The organism is Bradyrhizobium sp. WD16 (assembly GCF_024181725.1).
Taxonomy (GTDB): Bacteria; Pseudomonadota; Alphaproteobacteria; order Rhizobiales; family Xanthobacteraceae; genus Bradyrhizobium_A.
This window is the reverse complement of sequence record NZ_CP028908.1, coordinates 1,030,502-1,045,349: the sequence shown is the minus strand read 5'-3', so window position 1 is coordinate 1,045,349 and position 14,848 is coordinate 1,030,502. Positions and strand designations below refer to the sequence as shown.

Here is a 14,848-nt window from a genome sequence, read left to right as displayed (position 1 = left end):
GCGCCGAACCAGAGCCGCAACCCACGATATCACGGCGATTGCGATCGATCGCTGACAGCGCGGTGCGCCGACGGGCGATCGCGCGTGGCTGGGCAGATCGCGGTGCAACGAAAAAGGCCGCCCCTGCGGGCGGCCTAGATCTGTCGTCTCGGTCTTCGCGCTCAGCGCGGCAGGTTGGTCGCGCCCATCAGGAACTGGTCGATCGAGGCGGCGCACTGCCGGCCCTCGCGGATCGCCCAGACCACCAGCGACTGGCCGCGCCGGATGTCGCCCGAGGCGAACACCTTCGGCACCGAGGTCTTGTAGTCGCCGGTCGAGGCCCGGACGTTGCCGCGCGGGTCGAGGTCGACGCCGAGCGTCTTGAGCAGGCCCTCGTGCACCGGGTGGACGAAGCCCATGGCGAGCAGCACGAGGTCGGCCTCGAGCGCGAACTCGCTGCCGGCGATCGGCTGCATCTTGCTGTCGACATGGATGCAATGCAGCTTCTCGACCTTGCCGTTGCTGCCGGAGAAGCGCTGGGTCAGCACCGCGAATTCGCGCTTGGCGCCTTCCTGATGGCTCGAGGAGGTCCGCATCTTCATCGGCCAGTTCGGCCATGTCAGCAGCTTGTTCTCCTTCTCCGGCGGCTGCGGCATGATCTCGAGCTGGGTCACGCTTTTCGCGCCGTGACGGTTCGAGGTGCCGATGCAGTCGGATCCGGTATCGCCGCCGCCGATCACCACCACATGCTTGCCGGTGGCGAGGATCTCCCGGACGTCGCCGAGCGGCTCGTTGCCGACGCGGCGGTTCTGCTGCGGCAGGAAGTCCATGGCGAAATGGATGCCGTCGAGCTCGCGGCCGGGCACCGGCAGGTCGCGCGGCGCTTCCGCGCCGCCGGTCAGCGCCACGGCGTCATGGGTCTTGATGAGCTCGCTCGGATCGATGCCGCCGGGCCCGCCGACCGCCTTGCCGTAATGGAAGACGACGCCTTCGGCCTCCATCTGGCCGATGCGGCGGTCGATGATGCCCTTCTCCATCTTGAAGTCGGGAATGCCGTAGCGCAGAAGGCCGCCGGCTTTGGCGTTCTTCTCGTAGACATGCACGTCATGGCCGGCGCGGGCGAGTTGCTGGGCGCAGGCGAGGCCCGCCGGGCCGGAGCCGACCACGGCGATCTTCTTGCCGGTCTTGTGCGCGGCGATCTCGGGATTGAGCCAGCCGTTCTGCCAGGCGCGGTCGACGATCGCGCATTCGATGGTCTTGATGGTGACCGGAGTCTCCTCGAGATTCAGCGTGCAGGAGGACTCGCACGGCGCCGGGCAGACCCGCCCGGTGAATTCGGGGAAGTTGTTGGTCGAATGCAGGTTGCGCGCGGCCTCTTCCCAGTTGCCGTTGTAGACGAGGTCGTTCCAGTCCGGGATCTGGTTGTTGACCGGACAGCCGGGCGTGCCCGGCGTCACCGCGCCGGTGCCGTGGCAGTAGGGAACGCCGCAATTCATGCAGCGCGCCGCCTGATCGCGCAGCTCCTTCTCCGAGAGAGGCACGACGAATTCGTGATAGTGCTTCAGCCGCTCGGCGACGGGCGCATAGACGCGGTCGCTACGGTCGATTTCAAGAAAGCCAGTGATCTTGCCCATGGAAACGTCTGTCCCGCAGAGAGTTACGCGCCGATCGCGATCTTCGGTTCGTCGGATTCGCGCTTTTTCAGTTCGTTCAGAGCGCGGCGGAATTCGACCGGCATGACCTTGCGGAACCTGCGCAGGGCCGCCGGCCAGTCGGCGAGGATCGCCGCGGCCCGCTTCGAGCCGGTCAGCTTGCCGTGCCGGGTGATCAGCACATGCAGCCGCTCGACATCGTCGCCGGTGAGGTTGGCGAGGACGTCGACCCTGCCATGGGCCTCGAGATCGCCGCTCTGGTGGAAGGAGTTCTCGCTGAGCATCTCCTCCGAGAGCACCGGCTCGAGTTCGACCATCGCCATGTTGCAGCGCTTCTCGAAGGTGCCGTCCTCGTCATAGACGTAGGCGACGCCGCCCGACATACCGGCCGCGAAGTTGCGGCCGGTGTTGCCGAGCACCACCACCACGCCGCCGGTCATGTATTCGCAGCAGTGGTCGCCGGCCCCCTCGACGACGACGACGGCGCCGGAATTACGCACGGCGAAGCGTTCGCCGGCGATGCCGCGGAAGTAGCAGTCGCCCGCGATCGCGCCGTACATCACGGTGTTGCCGACGATGATCGACTCCTCGGGGACCACGCCGGAATCAGCCGGCGGGCGGACGATGATGCGGCCGCCGGACAGCCCCTTGCCGACATAGTCGTTGGCTTCGCCCTCGAGTTCGAAGGTGACGCCGCGCGCGAGCCAGGCGCCGAAGGCCTGGCCGGCGGTGCCGTTGAGACGGACATGGATGGTGTCGTCGGGCAGGCCGGCATGACCGAAGCGCTTGGCCACCGCGCCGGCCAGCATGGCGCCGGCGCTGCGGTCGGTGTTGTTGATCTCGGTTTCGATCTTCACCGGCGCGCCGCGATCGAGCGCGGCCTGGGCCTCGCCGATCAGCTTGCGGTCCAGCACCTTCTCGAGGTGATGGTCCTGCCTCTCGCTCTGGTAGATCTTCTGTCCGGGCGCGGCCTGCTGCTTGTAGAACAGCTTGGAGAAGTCGAGGCCCTTGGCCTTCCAGTGCGCCACCAGGGCGTTCTGGTCGAGCATCTGGCTCTGGCCGATCATCTCGTTGACGGTGCGGTAGCCGAGCGCGGCCATGATCTCGCGGACTTCTTCGGCGACGAAGAAGAAGTAGTTGATGACGTGCTCGGGCTGGCCGACGAAGCGCTTGCGCAGCACCGGATCCTGGGTGGCGACGCCGACCGGGCAGGTGTTGAGGTGGCACTTGCGCATCATGATGCAGCCCGCCGCGATCAGCGGCGCGGTGGCGAAGCCGAACTCGTCGGCGCCGAGCAGCGCGCCGATGACGACGTCGCGGCCGGTGCGGAAGCCGCCGTCGACCTGGACCGTGATGCGGCTGCGCAGCCGCTCGCGCACCAGGGTCTGGTGGGTCTCGGCGAGGCCGATCTCCCACGGGCTGCCGGCATGCTTGATCGAGGTCAGCGGGCTCGCGCCGGTGCCGCCTTCGAAGCCGGAGATCGTCACATGGTCGGCGCGCGCCTTGGCGACGCCGGCGGCGACGGTGCCGACGCCGACTTCCGACACCAGCTTGACCGAGACGAGACCGTCGGGATTGACGTTCTTGAGGTCGTAGATGAGCTGCGCCAGATCCTCGATCGAATAGATGTCGTGGTGCGGCGGCGGCGAGATCAGGCCGACGCCGGGCGTCGAGTGGCGCACCCGGGCGATGGTCGCGTCGACCTTGTGGCCGGGCAGCTGGCCGCCTTCGCCGGGCTTGGCGCCCTGCGCCATCTTGATCTGCATCATGTCGGAATTGACGAGATATTCCGTCGTGACGCCGAACCGGCCCGAGGCGACCTGCTTGATCGCCGAACGCATCGAATCGCCGTTCGGCATCGGCCTGAAGCGGTCGGCTTCCTCGCCGCCTTCGCCGGTGTTGGAGCGGCCGCCGATCCGGTTCATGGCGATGGCGAGGGTGGTGTGCGCCTCGCGCGAGATCGAGCCGAACGACATGGCGCCGGTGGCAAAACGCTTGACGATTTCACTGGCCGGTTCGACTTCGGCGAGCGGCACCGGCTTGCGCTTGTCCTCCTCGGCGCTCCTGACGCGGAACAGGCCGCGGATGGTCAGGAGCCGTTCGCTCTGCTCGTTGAGGATCTTGGCGAAGGCCCGGTAACGCTCCTGCGAGTTGCCGCGCACCGCATGCTGCAGCGTCGAGACCGATTCGGCGGTCCAGGCGTGATCCTCGCCGCGGGTGCGGAAGGCGTATTCGCCGCCGACGTCGAGCGCGCTCTTGAGCACCGGCGATTCGCCGAAGGCGGCGCCATGGCGCTGCGCCGTCTCCTCGGCGATCTCGGCGAGGCCGACGCCCTCGATCCGGGTGTGCGTGCCGGCGAAGTACTTGGCGACGAAATCCGCTTTCAGGCCGACGGCGTCGAAGATCTGCGCGCCGCAATAGGACTGATAGGTGGAGATGCCCATCTTGGACATCACCTTCATCAGGCCCTTGCCGATCGCCTTGATGTAGCGCTTGACGATCTCCTTGTCCTCGATCGTCGCGGGAAGCTTGTCCTTCATCGCGACGATGGTCTCGAAGGCGAGATAGGGGTTGATCGCCTCGGCGCCGTAGCCGGCGAGACAGGCGAAGTGATGCACCTCGCGCGGCTCGCCCGATTCGACGACGAGGCCCACCGACGTGCGCAGCCCGGTGCGGATCAGGTGATGATGCACGGCGGCGCAGGCCAGGAGCGAGGGAATCGGGATCTGGTCGCTGCTGACCGCGCGGTCGGACAGGATGATGATGTTGACGCCTTCGCGCACGGCGGCCTCGGCCCGGCCGCAGAGATCATCGAGCACCTGCTCCATGCCGGCGGCGCCGAGCGAGGCGGCGTAGGTGGTGTCGAGGGTGCGCGAGCGGAAATGCGACTCGGCGATCTCGGAGATCGAGCGGATCTTCTCGAGGTCGGCATTGGTCAGGATGGGTTGGCGCACTTCGAGGCGCTTGGAACGCGACACGCCTTCGATGTCGAACAGGTTCGGCCGCGGGCCGATGAACGACACCAGGCTCATCACGATCTCCTCGCGGATCGGGTCGATCGGCGGGTTGGTGACCTGGGCGAAGTTCTGCTTGAAATAGGTGAAGAGCTGCTTGGGCTTGCTCGACAGCGCCGAAATCGGCGTGTCGGTGCCCATCGAGCCGGTCGCCTCCTCGCCCAGCGCCGCCATCGGCGACAGCAGGAAGTTGATGTCCTCCTGGGTGTAGCCGAAGGCCTGCTGGCGATCGAGCAGCGGCAGGTTGGAGGGCGCGCGCTCGCCCGGCGCCTCCTGGAGGTCCTCCAGCACGATCTGGGTGTTCGACAGCCACTCGCGATAGGGATGGCTCTCGGCCAGCGACGCCTTGATCTCGTCGTCGGGAATCAAGCGTCCCTGTTCGAGGTCGACCAGCAGCATCTTGCCGGGCTGCAGCCGCCACTTGGTGACGATCTGGTCCTCCGGAATCTTGAGGACGCCCATTTCGGACGCCATCAGGATGCGATCGTCCTTGGTGACGAGGTAACGCGCCGGCCGCAGGCCGTTGCGGTCCAGCGTGGCGCCGATCTGCCGGCCGTTGGTGAAGGCGATCGCCGCCGGGCCGTCCCACGGCTCCATCAGCGAGGCATGGTATTCGTAGAAGGCGCGCCGCTTCTCGTCCATGAGCGGATTGCCGGCCCAGGCCTCGGGAATCATCATCATCACGGCGTGGGGCAGCGAGTAGCCGCCCTGCACCAGGAATTCGAGGGCATTGTCGAAGCAGGCGGTGTCGGACTGGCCCTCATAGGAGATCGGCCACAGCTTCTCGATGTCCTCGCCGAACAGCTGGGACGACACCGAGGCCTGGCGCGCCGCCATCCAGTTGACGTTGCCGCGCAGCGTGTTGATCTCGCCGTTGTGGGCGATCATCCGGTAGGGATGCGCCAGCGACCAGGTCGGGAAGGTATTGGTCGAGAAGCGCTGATGCACCAGGGCCAGCGCCGTCTCGAAATCGGGCTCGCTGAGGTCGGGATAGTACTTGCCGAGCTGGTCGGCGAGGAACATGCCCTTGTAGACGACGGTCCGGCACGACAACGACACGAAGTAGTAGCCGCTGAGCGTGCGCTCGCGACGCTGATAGATGGCGTTGGAGACGCTCTTGCGCGCCATGTAGAGCCGGCGCTCGAACTCTTCCTCGTCCTTGCAGTCCTCGCAGGCGATGAAGACCTGCATGTGGTTGGGCTCGGTCGGCTTCACCGTTTCGCCGAGCGAGGAGTTGTCGGTCGGCACGTCGCGCCAGCCGAGCAGGGTCAGGCCTTCGGCCTTGATCTGCTTGGCGATGATGCTCTTGATCACCTCGCGCCAGGCCGTCTCGCGCGGCATGAACAGCGCGCCGACGGCATATTTGCCGGGGGCGGGCAGCGCAAAGCCAAGCTCCTTGGCCTTGCGGCTGAAGAAGGCGTGCGGAATCTGCACGAGGATGCCGGCGCCGTCGCCGGCGCGCGGATCGGCGCCGACAGCGCCGCGGTGCTCGAGATTGCACAGCACGCTCAGCGCGTCGCTGACGATCTTGTGGGACTTGCGGCCCTTGATGTCGGCGATGAAGCCGACGCCGCAGGAATCTTTTTCCAGCGCAGGGTCGTAGAGGCCGGCGGCGGCAGGCCGGGTCGTGTGTTCGAGCGGAGCGGCCGGTTTCGAATCGCGGTCCGTCGACAGCGCCATTGCACCGTGAACGTCGTGCTCGAAACTGGATTCGCTCATGTCACCCTCTCGCACCTCCGCGATCCCCGTCGCGAGGCGTCATTTTTACGTTTTCCGGCGCAGCTTCGGCGCGGCGGCACCAGTTCGATACCGCATCGCACCGGGCGAGCCATTTCAGGAGACGCTTTTCTAGATGCCTGCCGTGTCGGGCCGACCTCTGCCCATCCCCTCCGTCGCCGCGTCGTCGACGGAAAGCCGGTTGCCCGGAAAAATGGGACAGCCGTGCTGTCCTAGCGCTGACCTTGCCAAATTTTTTTCTATCACACAAGCGCGTGAGAGTCCCTGCCAATGCAAGCATTTCTGCCCTGCTTGCGCCCCGGTTTGGCAGCGTCGCGCCGCGATTGCGTCCAAGCCGCGCCCCATTCCGCCGCAAGGTTAACGCCGTCGCCCGGTGGGCGGTCAACGACGCCCGGATGACCGGGGACGAGGGTAACAGGAGCGGGATATGAGGCGTTCTTTCGCGGGAGTTTTGGCGCGTGCTGCAGCCGGCGGGGTGCTGGCGGCAACGCTGGTGGGCGCGTCCGCGGCGCATGCCGAGATGCCGGGCGAGGGGCTGGTCAGGGCCGCGGCCGGAGCTGCAGCGGATGGCGTGGTCGCCGCCGTGCGGGTGGTCGACGAGATCCGGGTCGGAGAAGTGCCGGGTCTCGCGCCGCCGCCTGATCCGGGTCCCTATGCGCCGCCGCCGCGCGGTTGGCGGGAGCCGGTGGTAATAGAGGAAGCGGTGCCGGCGTTCGAGGTCGAGCGGATCCTGCAGGCGAGGGGTTTCGAGCCGCTTGGCCAGCCGGTCCGGCGGCGCTGGGTCTACACCGTTTCGGCGATCAGCCCTGACGGCGATGACGGTCGGGTGGTGGTCGATGCCCATACCGGTCGGATCCTGCGCTTCATGCCTGCCGAGATCGCCGAGGACGAGGTGGTCGGAACCTATGGCTCGCCCGGCCTGCCGTCGCCGGTGCAGCGGGCCAGCGTCCGCAACCTGCGGCCGCCGCTGCCGATCCCCCATGCCGGCCCGCGGGTCGCCAGCCGGACGCCGGCCGCGAACCCGGCCCCCCGGCCCGAGCCGAAAGCCGCCGCGGTGCCGCCGGCCGCCGCCCAGGCTGCAGCTCAAGCCCGGGCGGAAGTCCGCCCGGCCGACGCCAAACCGGCCGAGGCGAAACCCGCCCCGCCCACGCTGCAGCTCCAGCCCACCCAGGAGATGCCGCCGGTGCAGGGCTTCGAATAGGTCGCCGGGCGCGCCGACAGCAGGCGCGGGACAACGAAAAGCGCCCCGGCGGACCGGGGCGCTCGATCGAATTCGGTGCGGGGGATCCCGGCGACCCCGGATCGCGGTCGGCTTACGCGGCCTTCTCGACCTGCGGCGCGGCGCTGGCCGAACCGTTCGCGATCGCGATGGTACGGGGTTTCTTGGCCTCGGGAATCTCGCGGACCAGGTCGACATGCAGCAGCCCGTTCTCGAGCGACGCATTCCTGACCTGGACGTCGTCGGCGAGCTGGAACACCCGTTCGAAGGCGCGGGCGGCGATGCCGCGATAGAGCACTTCGGACCTGGCCTTGTTCTCGCTGGAGGCTTTCTCACCCTTTATCGTCAGCGTGTTCTCCTTCGCGACGATCGACAGTTCGTTCTGCGAGAAGCCGGAGACAGCGACGGTGATGCGATAGGCGTTATCGCCGGTTCGCTCGATGTTGTAGGGCGGGTAACCCGGCGCGGAGTCGGCGCTGGTCTGGTCCAGCAGATTGAACAGCCGGTCGAAACCGATGGTGGAACGATAGAAGGGGGCAAGATCAAACGTGCGCATGATGGTTCTCCTCAATTGAGCAAGTCCCAGGGGAGCAAGTATCCCCGACCGCCCGCCGTCACGGCCGGGCTTTCGTCTTGTGCAACCTGGTGCGGTGGATCTGACGCTCGTACGAAGGATTCGCCGCGCTGTGCTGGTACGAGCGTCAGATCCACCGCACTGGAGAGGCCTGCACGAACCTGATATGGGAGGGTCTGCGCGGCCTTCAAGGGGTTGTCCGCGCGCCGGTATCCGCTCCCGAATGCCTTCCCTGACAGCTGTTTTCCGCTCCGGGCCATTGCCATGACGCTCGTTTCGATTCCCGCCAACCCGGCGCCGGAGGGCGTTGTCAGCGGGACCATCAAGACTCCCGACGGCGTCGAATTGCGCTTTGCCCGCTGGGAGCCGCCGGCGGGCCGCAAGGGTACGGTCTGTGTCTTCACCGGCCGCGGCGAATGCATCGAGAAGTATTTCGAGACGGTGCAGGATCTGCGCGACCGCGGCTTCGCCGTGGCGATGATCGATTGGCGTGGCCAGGGCCGGTCGTCGCGCGGGCTGAGGAACCCGCGCAAGGGATATGTCCGCCGTTTCTCCGATTACGAGATCGACGTCGAGGCGTTCATTCATCAGGTCGTGCTGCCGGATTGTCCGCCGCCGTTCTTCGCGCTGGCCCATTCCATGGGCGGCGCGGTGATGCTGCGCCTCGCCCATGCCGGCAAGCGCTGGTTCGACCGGATGGTGCTGACCGCGCCGATGATCGACCTGCCCGGGCGGCGCACGTCATTTCCGGTCCGCACGCTGCTGCTGACCATGCGTCTTGCCGGTCTGGGCGGGCGCTATGTGCCCGGCGGCAACAACGATATCGTCGGCACCGGTCCGTTCGCCGCCAATCCGGTGACCGGCGATCCGGTGCGCTACACCCGCAACGCCGCAATCCTCGAGGAGGATCCGGCGCTCGGGATCGCGTCGCCGACGATCGCCTGGGCGGATACCGCCTTCCGCACCATGCACGACTTCAGGGCCGTGGACTTTCCCGCCCGCATCCATCAGCCGATCCTGATGCTGGCGGCGGGCAACGACACCATCGTCTCGACCGCGGCGATCGAGGAGCTGGCCTATCACCTGCGCGCCGGCAGCCATCTCGTCATTCCCGGCGCCCGCCACGAGATCCTCCAGGAGCAGGACCGTTATCGGGAGCTCTTCTGGTCGGCGTTCGACGCCTTCGTGCCGGGCACGCCGCTGTTCAAATAGCTAAAGGCTCAGGTGGAGGACCGGAGAGGCTATGACTCTCGAGAATCTCGGCATTCATGACTTCTGGCTGTTCGTCGCCGCCGGCCTGCTTCTCAACATCACACCTGGTCCCGATGCGGCCTATGTCGCCGGCCGCAGCCTGCAGCTCGGCTGGCGCGGCGGGGTTACCGCGGCGCTCGGTGTCGGGGCCGGCTGTCTCGTCCATATCGTTGCCGCGGCCGCCGGCCTGTCGGCGCTGATTGCCGCCTCGGCAACCGGCTTCATGGCGGTCAAGCTGCTCGGCGCGGCGTGGCTGTGCATCATGGGCCTGCGCATGCTGCTGGCGCGGGCGCACCCGGCGGGCGAGGCGGCGCCGCCCCCTGCCGCCGATCTCGGGCAGGTCTTTCGCCAGGGCGCCCTGACCAACGCGCTCAATCCCAAAGTGGCGCTGTTCTTCCTCGCCTTCCTGCCGCAGTTCGTCGATGCCGGCGCGCCCTTCAAGGCGCTCGGCTTCCTCCTTCTCGGCCTGTGGTTCGATGTCTTCGGCACCTTGTGGAATATCGGGCTGGCGGTGGCGACGGGCAGGGCCGCGGCACGGGCCCGGCGCTCGACGGCGCTCGTGCAGGGGGTGAACCGCGCTCTCGGCGCGCTGTTCATCTGGCTCGGGGTGCGGGTGGCCCTGGCCGAGTGAGTCTCGCGTTTCAGCCGGCGTGCGGCGTGGAGATCAGGGACATCACGGTGCTGCCGGCGAGATAGAGCCCGAGCAGGATCATCGCGATCAGGAACCAGCGCCGGAAAGTCACGGCGTTCATCCGGCCGCGGACCTGTTGGCCGATCGCCATGCCGATGAAGGCGCCTGCCATGGCGATGGAGCCGGGCAGCGCGGTCGCGGCGCCGAGCAGGCCGGCATCGGTGAGATTGAAGGCGAGGCCGAGCGTCGCGGTGGTGAAGAACACCCCGAGCGCCTGCACGAGTTCGTCCTTCTCCATGCCGATCGCCTGCATGAACGGCATTGAGGGGATCACCTGGATGCCGGTCGCCGCCGAAATCACCCCGGTGATCAGGCCGACGATGCCGCCGACCCATTTTTCGTGCGCCGGCGCCACGGTGAAATGAAGCTGTCGCAGGCCGATGATCGCATAGACCATCAGCAGGATGCCGAGCACGAGCGTGCCGAGGCGGGCATAGGGGCCGGTCATCAAGCCGCCGCCCAGCAGGATGCCGGCGAGCGTGCCGGCCATCAGCGGCCACAGCCGCCGCACGATGTCGCGCAGGTAATGGCCCGCGAAGGTCTGCCAGATATTGGTGACGATCGCCGGCACGATGACGATGGCGAGCGCCTGGGCCGGCGGCATTCTTGTCGCCAACAGCCCGATCGCCACCGTCGGCAGCCCGAGCCCGAGCACGCCCTTGACGAAGCCGGCCAGCAGCAGCGCGAGCGCGATCATGACGTGCAGGGATGTTGGCATGGCGAGGGTCTTGGGATTCCGGCAGGGAACGAGCGGCAAGGGGCGCAGATTGACCGATGCGTCACGGCCTTACAATCTGGATGATGCGAAGGCTGGTGTTCCGCTTTTGCTAGTGTGGCTTATGTCTCGCAATTGCTTACGAGAGGCTTGCCGCAAAGGCGGTAGGCAATTGCGAGACGACACACTAGCGCGCAGCCTTCGTTCTGGACGAAGGCAGAGAGGTCAGATGACGACGGAGGCGGCAGCCATGCATTTCGATCTCACCGATCTGAGGCTGTTCGTGGCCATCGCCGAACGGGGCAGCATCACCGCCGGTGCCGCTCATTGTGCCCTGGCGCTTGCCTCCGCCAGTGCCCGCATCAAGCGCCTCGAGGCGGAACTCGGCGCGGCGCTGTTGCACCGGCGGCGGCGCGGCGTCGAACTGACAGCGAGCGGCGAGACGCTGCTCGCCCATGCCCGCGGCGTGCTCGGCAGCATCGCGGCGCTCAAGGGGGAGTTCGCCGCCGACGGCCGAGGCGCGACGGCGGAGATCCGCTTACTGGCGAATACTGCCGGGCTGTCCGAGCATCTGCCCGTGCCGCTCGCCGCCTTCCTGCGCGGTCACCCCGGTCTGACCGTCGCTGTCGAGGAACTGCAGAGCGCGCGCGTGGGCGAGATCATCGCGAGCGGTGGCGCGGAACTCGGGGTCGCGATCGATCGCGCCGTGCCGTCGGAACTGGAGGCCTTCGCCTTCTGCGAGGATCACCTGGCCCTGGTGGTGCCGATCGGCGATTCGCTCGCGGCTCACCGCTCGGTCAGCTTTGCCGAGGTCGCAGCGCGCGATTTCGTCGGTCTCGCCGAAGGCGCGGCGCTGCAGGATCACATCGCCGCGCAGGCGGCGCTGCTCGGCCGCCGGCTGCATTTGCGGGCACGGCTGAAGGCTTTCGATCAGGTCTGCCGCCTGGTGGAGGCAGGCGTCGGCATTGCGGTGGTGCCGCAGCAGGCTGCCGACCGCGCCGCCCAGACCATGAAGATCGAGAGGCTGCGCCTGCGCGATGCGTTCGCCCGCCGGCGGCTGGTCGTCTGCGCCCGCAGCTTCCGCGCCTTGCCGCGCCCGGCGCGGCAGTTCGCCGAACATCTGCGCGCGGCGGCCGTCTCTTTCGGCTCTGGAGCAGCTTGAGCGCGGCTTCGTGGACGCGCTCTCGGCCTGAATCTGACGATCGCGTCGGCGATGTTTCTCCTTTGCGAGTAGCAGATTGGCGCTGCTATTTAAATCTGTATAGTATCTGTTGACGCAGTCGCCGGCGCCGCGCTCTCTCGCTCTCGACGCCCTTGTTACCCGTTCCGCTTGCCTTTGTTGAAAAGGACGCAACTGGATCAACGGTCAGGCGATGAGAACTCGTTTTGGATTGCTCCGTCGTAAACGTGGCTGTGCCGCGACCCGTTTGTTCCATTCTCTTTTCGCCGCGCTGTTCCTGCCGATCGCGGCATCGGCCGAAGACCAGGCGAGTTTGACCGGCAAATCGTTGGATGGTGACGGGGGCGCCTCCGTCGTCTCGCCGATGGCGGTCAACCGGCCGGAGCGCAATCCGCGGTGGACCATCTCGGCCGAGGCGATCGCCTTGGCGCGCACGGGCGGCGTCAATCGAACGCTCGTCGAGCGCGTGGCGGGCGTCGTGCCATTTCTTGCAACTTCAACTGCCTCCGGCGCCGAAGTCTTCAACAGCAATCAGTTTCGACAGGGTTTCTCCGCCGGACCCAAGGTCGCCCTCACTTATCATGACCCATCCGGTTACGGTGCCGAGCTGTCGTTCTTCAATATCTTCGATCAGAGCGCCACCGGTTCCATTGGTCCCGACAGTCCCCCGGCCTGGCTGGTCATGAAGGCGCCGGGCATCTTCTGGCAAACTCAGGATTTTCCCTACCAGTCCATGGTGTGGAATTCGACGACAAGTCTTTATGGCGCCGAGGCCAGCGGACGGTTCACTCTCTCCAGCCGGGTGACCGTCCTGGCCGGATTTCGCTGGCTGCAGCTAAATGACAGTCTTCAGGGGGCGTTGACCCCCGCAGATCTTACCGCACCGACATGGAAGTCGACGTGTCCTGGTTGCAATCTCTTTCAGGTTACGCCGGGCGGGACGGTGGCAGGAAATTATCCCCCCTTTTGGAATACGAGCACGACGAACAACCTGTACGGCGTCCAAGTCGGCCTGGCCGGAAAGATACTGGAGCTTGGCCGCTTTTCGCTCGACGGGCTGATCAAGATCGGAATTTTCGAGAACAATGCCGAGCAATCGACAGGGGTCAGCCTTCAGAAGGTCGTGTATTCATCGAGCGCCACGGCCAACCATGCCGCCTTCGTCGGCGAAGCCAATCTGCAGGTGAAATATCGGGTGATTGACGGGCTGGCGCTGAAAGCAGGTTACGCAGCGCTATGGCTCGATGGCGTTGCATTGGCGCCGGGACAGATCCAGGAAACGTTGACGACTGCGTCGGGCGTGCGTGCGCTTGGCGTCAACTGCGGGGCGGCGATACTGTTTCAAGGAGCTACTGTCGGCGTGGAGTATTCATTCTGAATGTGACGGCCGGTCCGGTTTCTTGCGCCCGCTTCCGACCCCGGCATCTGCGCGGCGGCCGTCTCTTTCAGCTCTGGAGCAGCTTGAGCGCGGCTTCGTGGACGCGCGGGTCGCCGGCGGCGACGATGCGGCCGCCGTGCTGGGCCGGGGCGCCTTCCCAGGTGGTGACGATGCCGCCTGCACCGGTGATGATCGGGACCAGGGCCGCGATGTCATAAGGCTTGAGTTCGGTCTCGACGACGAGATCGAGATGGCCGGCCGCCAGCATGCAGTAGGCGTAGCAGTCGCCGCCGTAGCGCGACAACCGCGTCTCGGCCTCGACCTTCTCGAACTGCGCGCGGTCGGCGCCATTCATCAGTCGCGGGCTGGTGGTGAAGATCGTGGCTTCGGCGAGGCCGGCGCAGCGCCGCACCGCGAGCTTGCGCTTGCCCGACGGCCCGCTGTAGCTCGCCGCGCCACCGTCGCCGCTGAAGCGCTCGCCGATATAGGGCTGATGCATCATGCCGAAGGCCGGCACGCCATGATGCATCAGCGCGATCAGCGTGCCCCAGATCGGCAGGCCGGAGATGAAGGACTTGGTGCCGTCGATCGGATCGAGCACCCAGACATATTCGGCGTCGGGGCGTTCATCGCCGAATTCCTCGCCGACGATGCCGTGCTGTGGAAAATTGGCCTTGATCAGCCGGCGCATCACCGCCTCCGCGGCCCGATCGGCCTCGGTGACCGGATCGAGGTCCCGGCCGTCGTTCTTGTTATCGACGCTGAGCGAGGTGCGGAAGAAGGGCAGGATGGTTTCTCCCGAGGCCGAGGCGAGGCGGTCGAGAAACGCCGTGAAATCGATGACCATCTAAGGCACTCCCTGCGCGCCCGCTCCGGCTGCGCTCCGCCCCAATCTGTCTGCCCAAACCGGCGTGACAACAAGTCCGGTCATAGCAGGCAAGGCGCCGGTTCGCCGCCTCGCCGTCTTGACGCACGTACGACGAATTCGCTGCAAGGCTGATACGAACGTCAGATTCACCGCGCGAGCCCAAGCCCGGTCGACCGGCAACAAGCAGCTTTCCTGTTTCGAATTTTCTCGAATGCGAGCGCGGAGTGAAAGATTTCTGCGTTCATAGCTTTGTCCGATTGATCGATCAGACAGTACTATTGATTCATTTTTTGGGTGGCTTTTGGGTGATTTCGGCAGGTAACGAGAGAGGGGCGTACATAGCTTAGTGACTGATATTGCATGGAAATATCGATCATACTGGGCGCATGAACGGCAGAGCTGTCATGCAAAAAATGCATAATCGACGGCGCCAATAATCCTTGCGTTTTTTGCGCTGCGGCCGCATATTGTTGCGGTGCGATAGCGCTTCGCGTTATCGCTGCCCTCCTTGGGCGTTTCCTCCCTAGACTTGGGCCGCTTGCTTTCGCAGGCGGCCCTTTTTCTATGCCGTTTGGTTCGCCGCCGCTATT

10 protein-coding genes are annotated in these 14,848 nt (G+C 66.2%); 5 read left to right on the top strand and 5 right to left on the bottom strand.

Annotation, left to right across the window (positions count from 1 at the left end):
• Nucleotides 1-161 precede the first annotated feature (161 nt).
• The gene (locus tag DB459_RS04855; RefSeq protein ID WP_253711800.1) at nt 162-1,613 is read right to left on the bottom strand and encodes a glutamate synthase subunit beta; all 1,452 of its coding nucleotides are present in this window, start codon (nt 1,611-1,613) and stop codon (nt 162-164) included.
• A gap of 23 nt (nt 1,614-1,636) precedes the next feature.
• Nucleotides 1,637-6,364, bottom strand: a complete 4,728-nt coding sequence (gene gltB / locus DB459_RS04850) for a glutamate synthase large subunit (RefSeq protein ID WP_371926865.1) — start codon at nt 6,362-6,364, stop codon at nt 1,637-1,639.
• Nucleotides 6,365-6,809: 445 nt separating this feature from the next.
• Between gltB and DB459_RS04845 the strand changes: the two genes are divergently transcribed.
• A complete protein-coding gene (locus DB459_RS04845) occupies nt 6,810-7,583 on the top strand; it encodes a PepSY domain-containing protein (RefSeq protein ID WP_253711799.1) in 774 nt (257 codons plus the stop codon).
• Nucleotides 7,584-7,695: 112 nt separating this feature from the next.
• Here the strand turns inward: DB459_RS04845 and DB459_RS04840 are convergent, their stop codons facing one another.
• Nucleotides 7,696-8,157 (bottom strand): Hsp20 family protein, encoded by a 462-nt coding sequence (locus DB459_RS04840; RefSeq protein ID WP_253711798.1) that lies wholly within the window; start codon nt 8,155-8,157, stop codon nt 7,696-7,698.
• A 282-nt stretch (nt 8,158-8,439) separates the two neighbouring features.
• On the opposite strand from DB459_RS04840, the gene DB459_RS04835 reads away from it, so the two are divergent.
• Together DB459_RS04835 and DB459_RS04830 are read left to right on the top strand one after the other, a co-directional pair.
• Entirely contained in the window at nt 8,440-9,387 is a 948-nt protein-coding gene (locus DB459_RS04835; RefSeq protein ID WP_253711797.1) for an alpha/beta hydrolase, read from the top strand.
• 31 nt (nt 9,388-9,418) lie between these two features.
• Complete coding sequence (locus DB459_RS04830; protein ID WP_253711796.1) at nt 9,419-10,057, top strand: LysE family translocator; 639 nt, start codon at nt 9,419-9,421, stop codon at nt 10,055-10,057.
• A 10-nt stretch (nt 10,058-10,067) separates the two neighbouring features.
• Here DB459_RS04830 and DB459_RS04825 read toward each other — a convergent pair whose 3' ends face one another.
• On the bottom strand, nt 10,068-10,835 hold the full coding sequence (locus DB459_RS04825; protein WP_253711795.1) for a sulfite exporter TauE/SafE family protein: 768 nt from the start codon (nt 10,833-10,835) through the stop codon (nt 10,068-10,070).
• A gap of 226 nt (nt 10,836-11,061) precedes the next feature.
• Between DB459_RS04825 and DB459_RS04820 the strand changes: the two genes are divergently transcribed.
• Complete coding sequence (locus DB459_RS04820) at nt 11,062-11,994, top strand: LysR substrate-binding domain-containing protein (protein WP_371926864.1); 933 nt, start codon at nt 11,062-11,064, stop codon at nt 11,992-11,994.
• A 229-nt stretch (nt 11,995-12,223) separates the two neighbouring features.
• Complete coding sequence (locus DB459_RS04815) at nt 12,224-13,390, top strand: BBP7 family outer membrane beta-barrel protein (protein WP_253711794.1); 1,167 nt, start codon at nt 12,224-12,226, stop codon at nt 13,388-13,390.
• Between the two features lie 67 nt (nt 13,391-13,457).
• On the opposite strand, the gene hisN is transcribed toward DB459_RS04815, so the two are convergent.
• Entirely contained in the window at nt 13,458-14,237 is a 780-nt protein-coding gene (gene hisN, locus DB459_RS04810; protein WP_253711793.1) for a histidinol-phosphatase, read from the bottom strand.
• Nucleotides 14,238-14,848 lie beyond the last annotated feature (611 nt).

Bases quoted from the DNA above. Each gene is read 5' to 3' on its own strand.
- DB459_RS04845 (WP_253711799.1), top strand. From the start codon at position 6,810: ATGAGGCGTTCTTTCGCGGGAGTTTTGGCGCGTGCTGCAGCCGGCGGG.
- DB459_RS04840 (WP_253711798.1), bottom strand. From the start codon at position 8,157: ATGCGCACGTTTGATCTTGCCCCCTTCTATCGTTCCACCATCGGTTTC.
- hisN (WP_253711793.1), bottom strand. From the start codon at position 14,237: ATGGTCATCGATTTCACGGCGTTTCTCGACCGCCTCGCCTCGGCCTCG.
- DB459_RS04820 (WP_371926864.1), top strand. From the start codon at position 11,062: ATGACGACGGAGGCGGCAGCCATGCATTTCGATCTCACCGATCTGAGG.
- DB459_RS04825 (WP_253711795.1), bottom strand. From the start codon at position 10,835: ATGCCAACATCCCTGCACGTCATGATCGCGCTCGCGCTGCTGCTGGCC.
- DB459_RS04835 (WP_253711797.1), top strand. From the start codon at position 8,440: ATGACGCTCGTTTCGATTCCCGCCAACCCGGCGCCGGAGGGCGTTGTC.
- DB459_RS04830 (WP_253711796.1), top strand. From the start codon at position 9,419: ATGACTCTCGAGAATCTCGGCATTCATGACTTCTGGCTGTTCGTCGCC.
- gltB (WP_371926865.1), bottom strand. From the start codon at position 6,364: ATGAGCGAATCCAGTTTCGAGCACGACGTTCACGGTGCAATGGCGCTG.
- DB459_RS04855 (WP_253711800.1), bottom strand. From the start codon at position 1,613: ATGGGCAAGATCACTGGCTTTCTTGAAATCGACCGTAGCGACCGCGTC.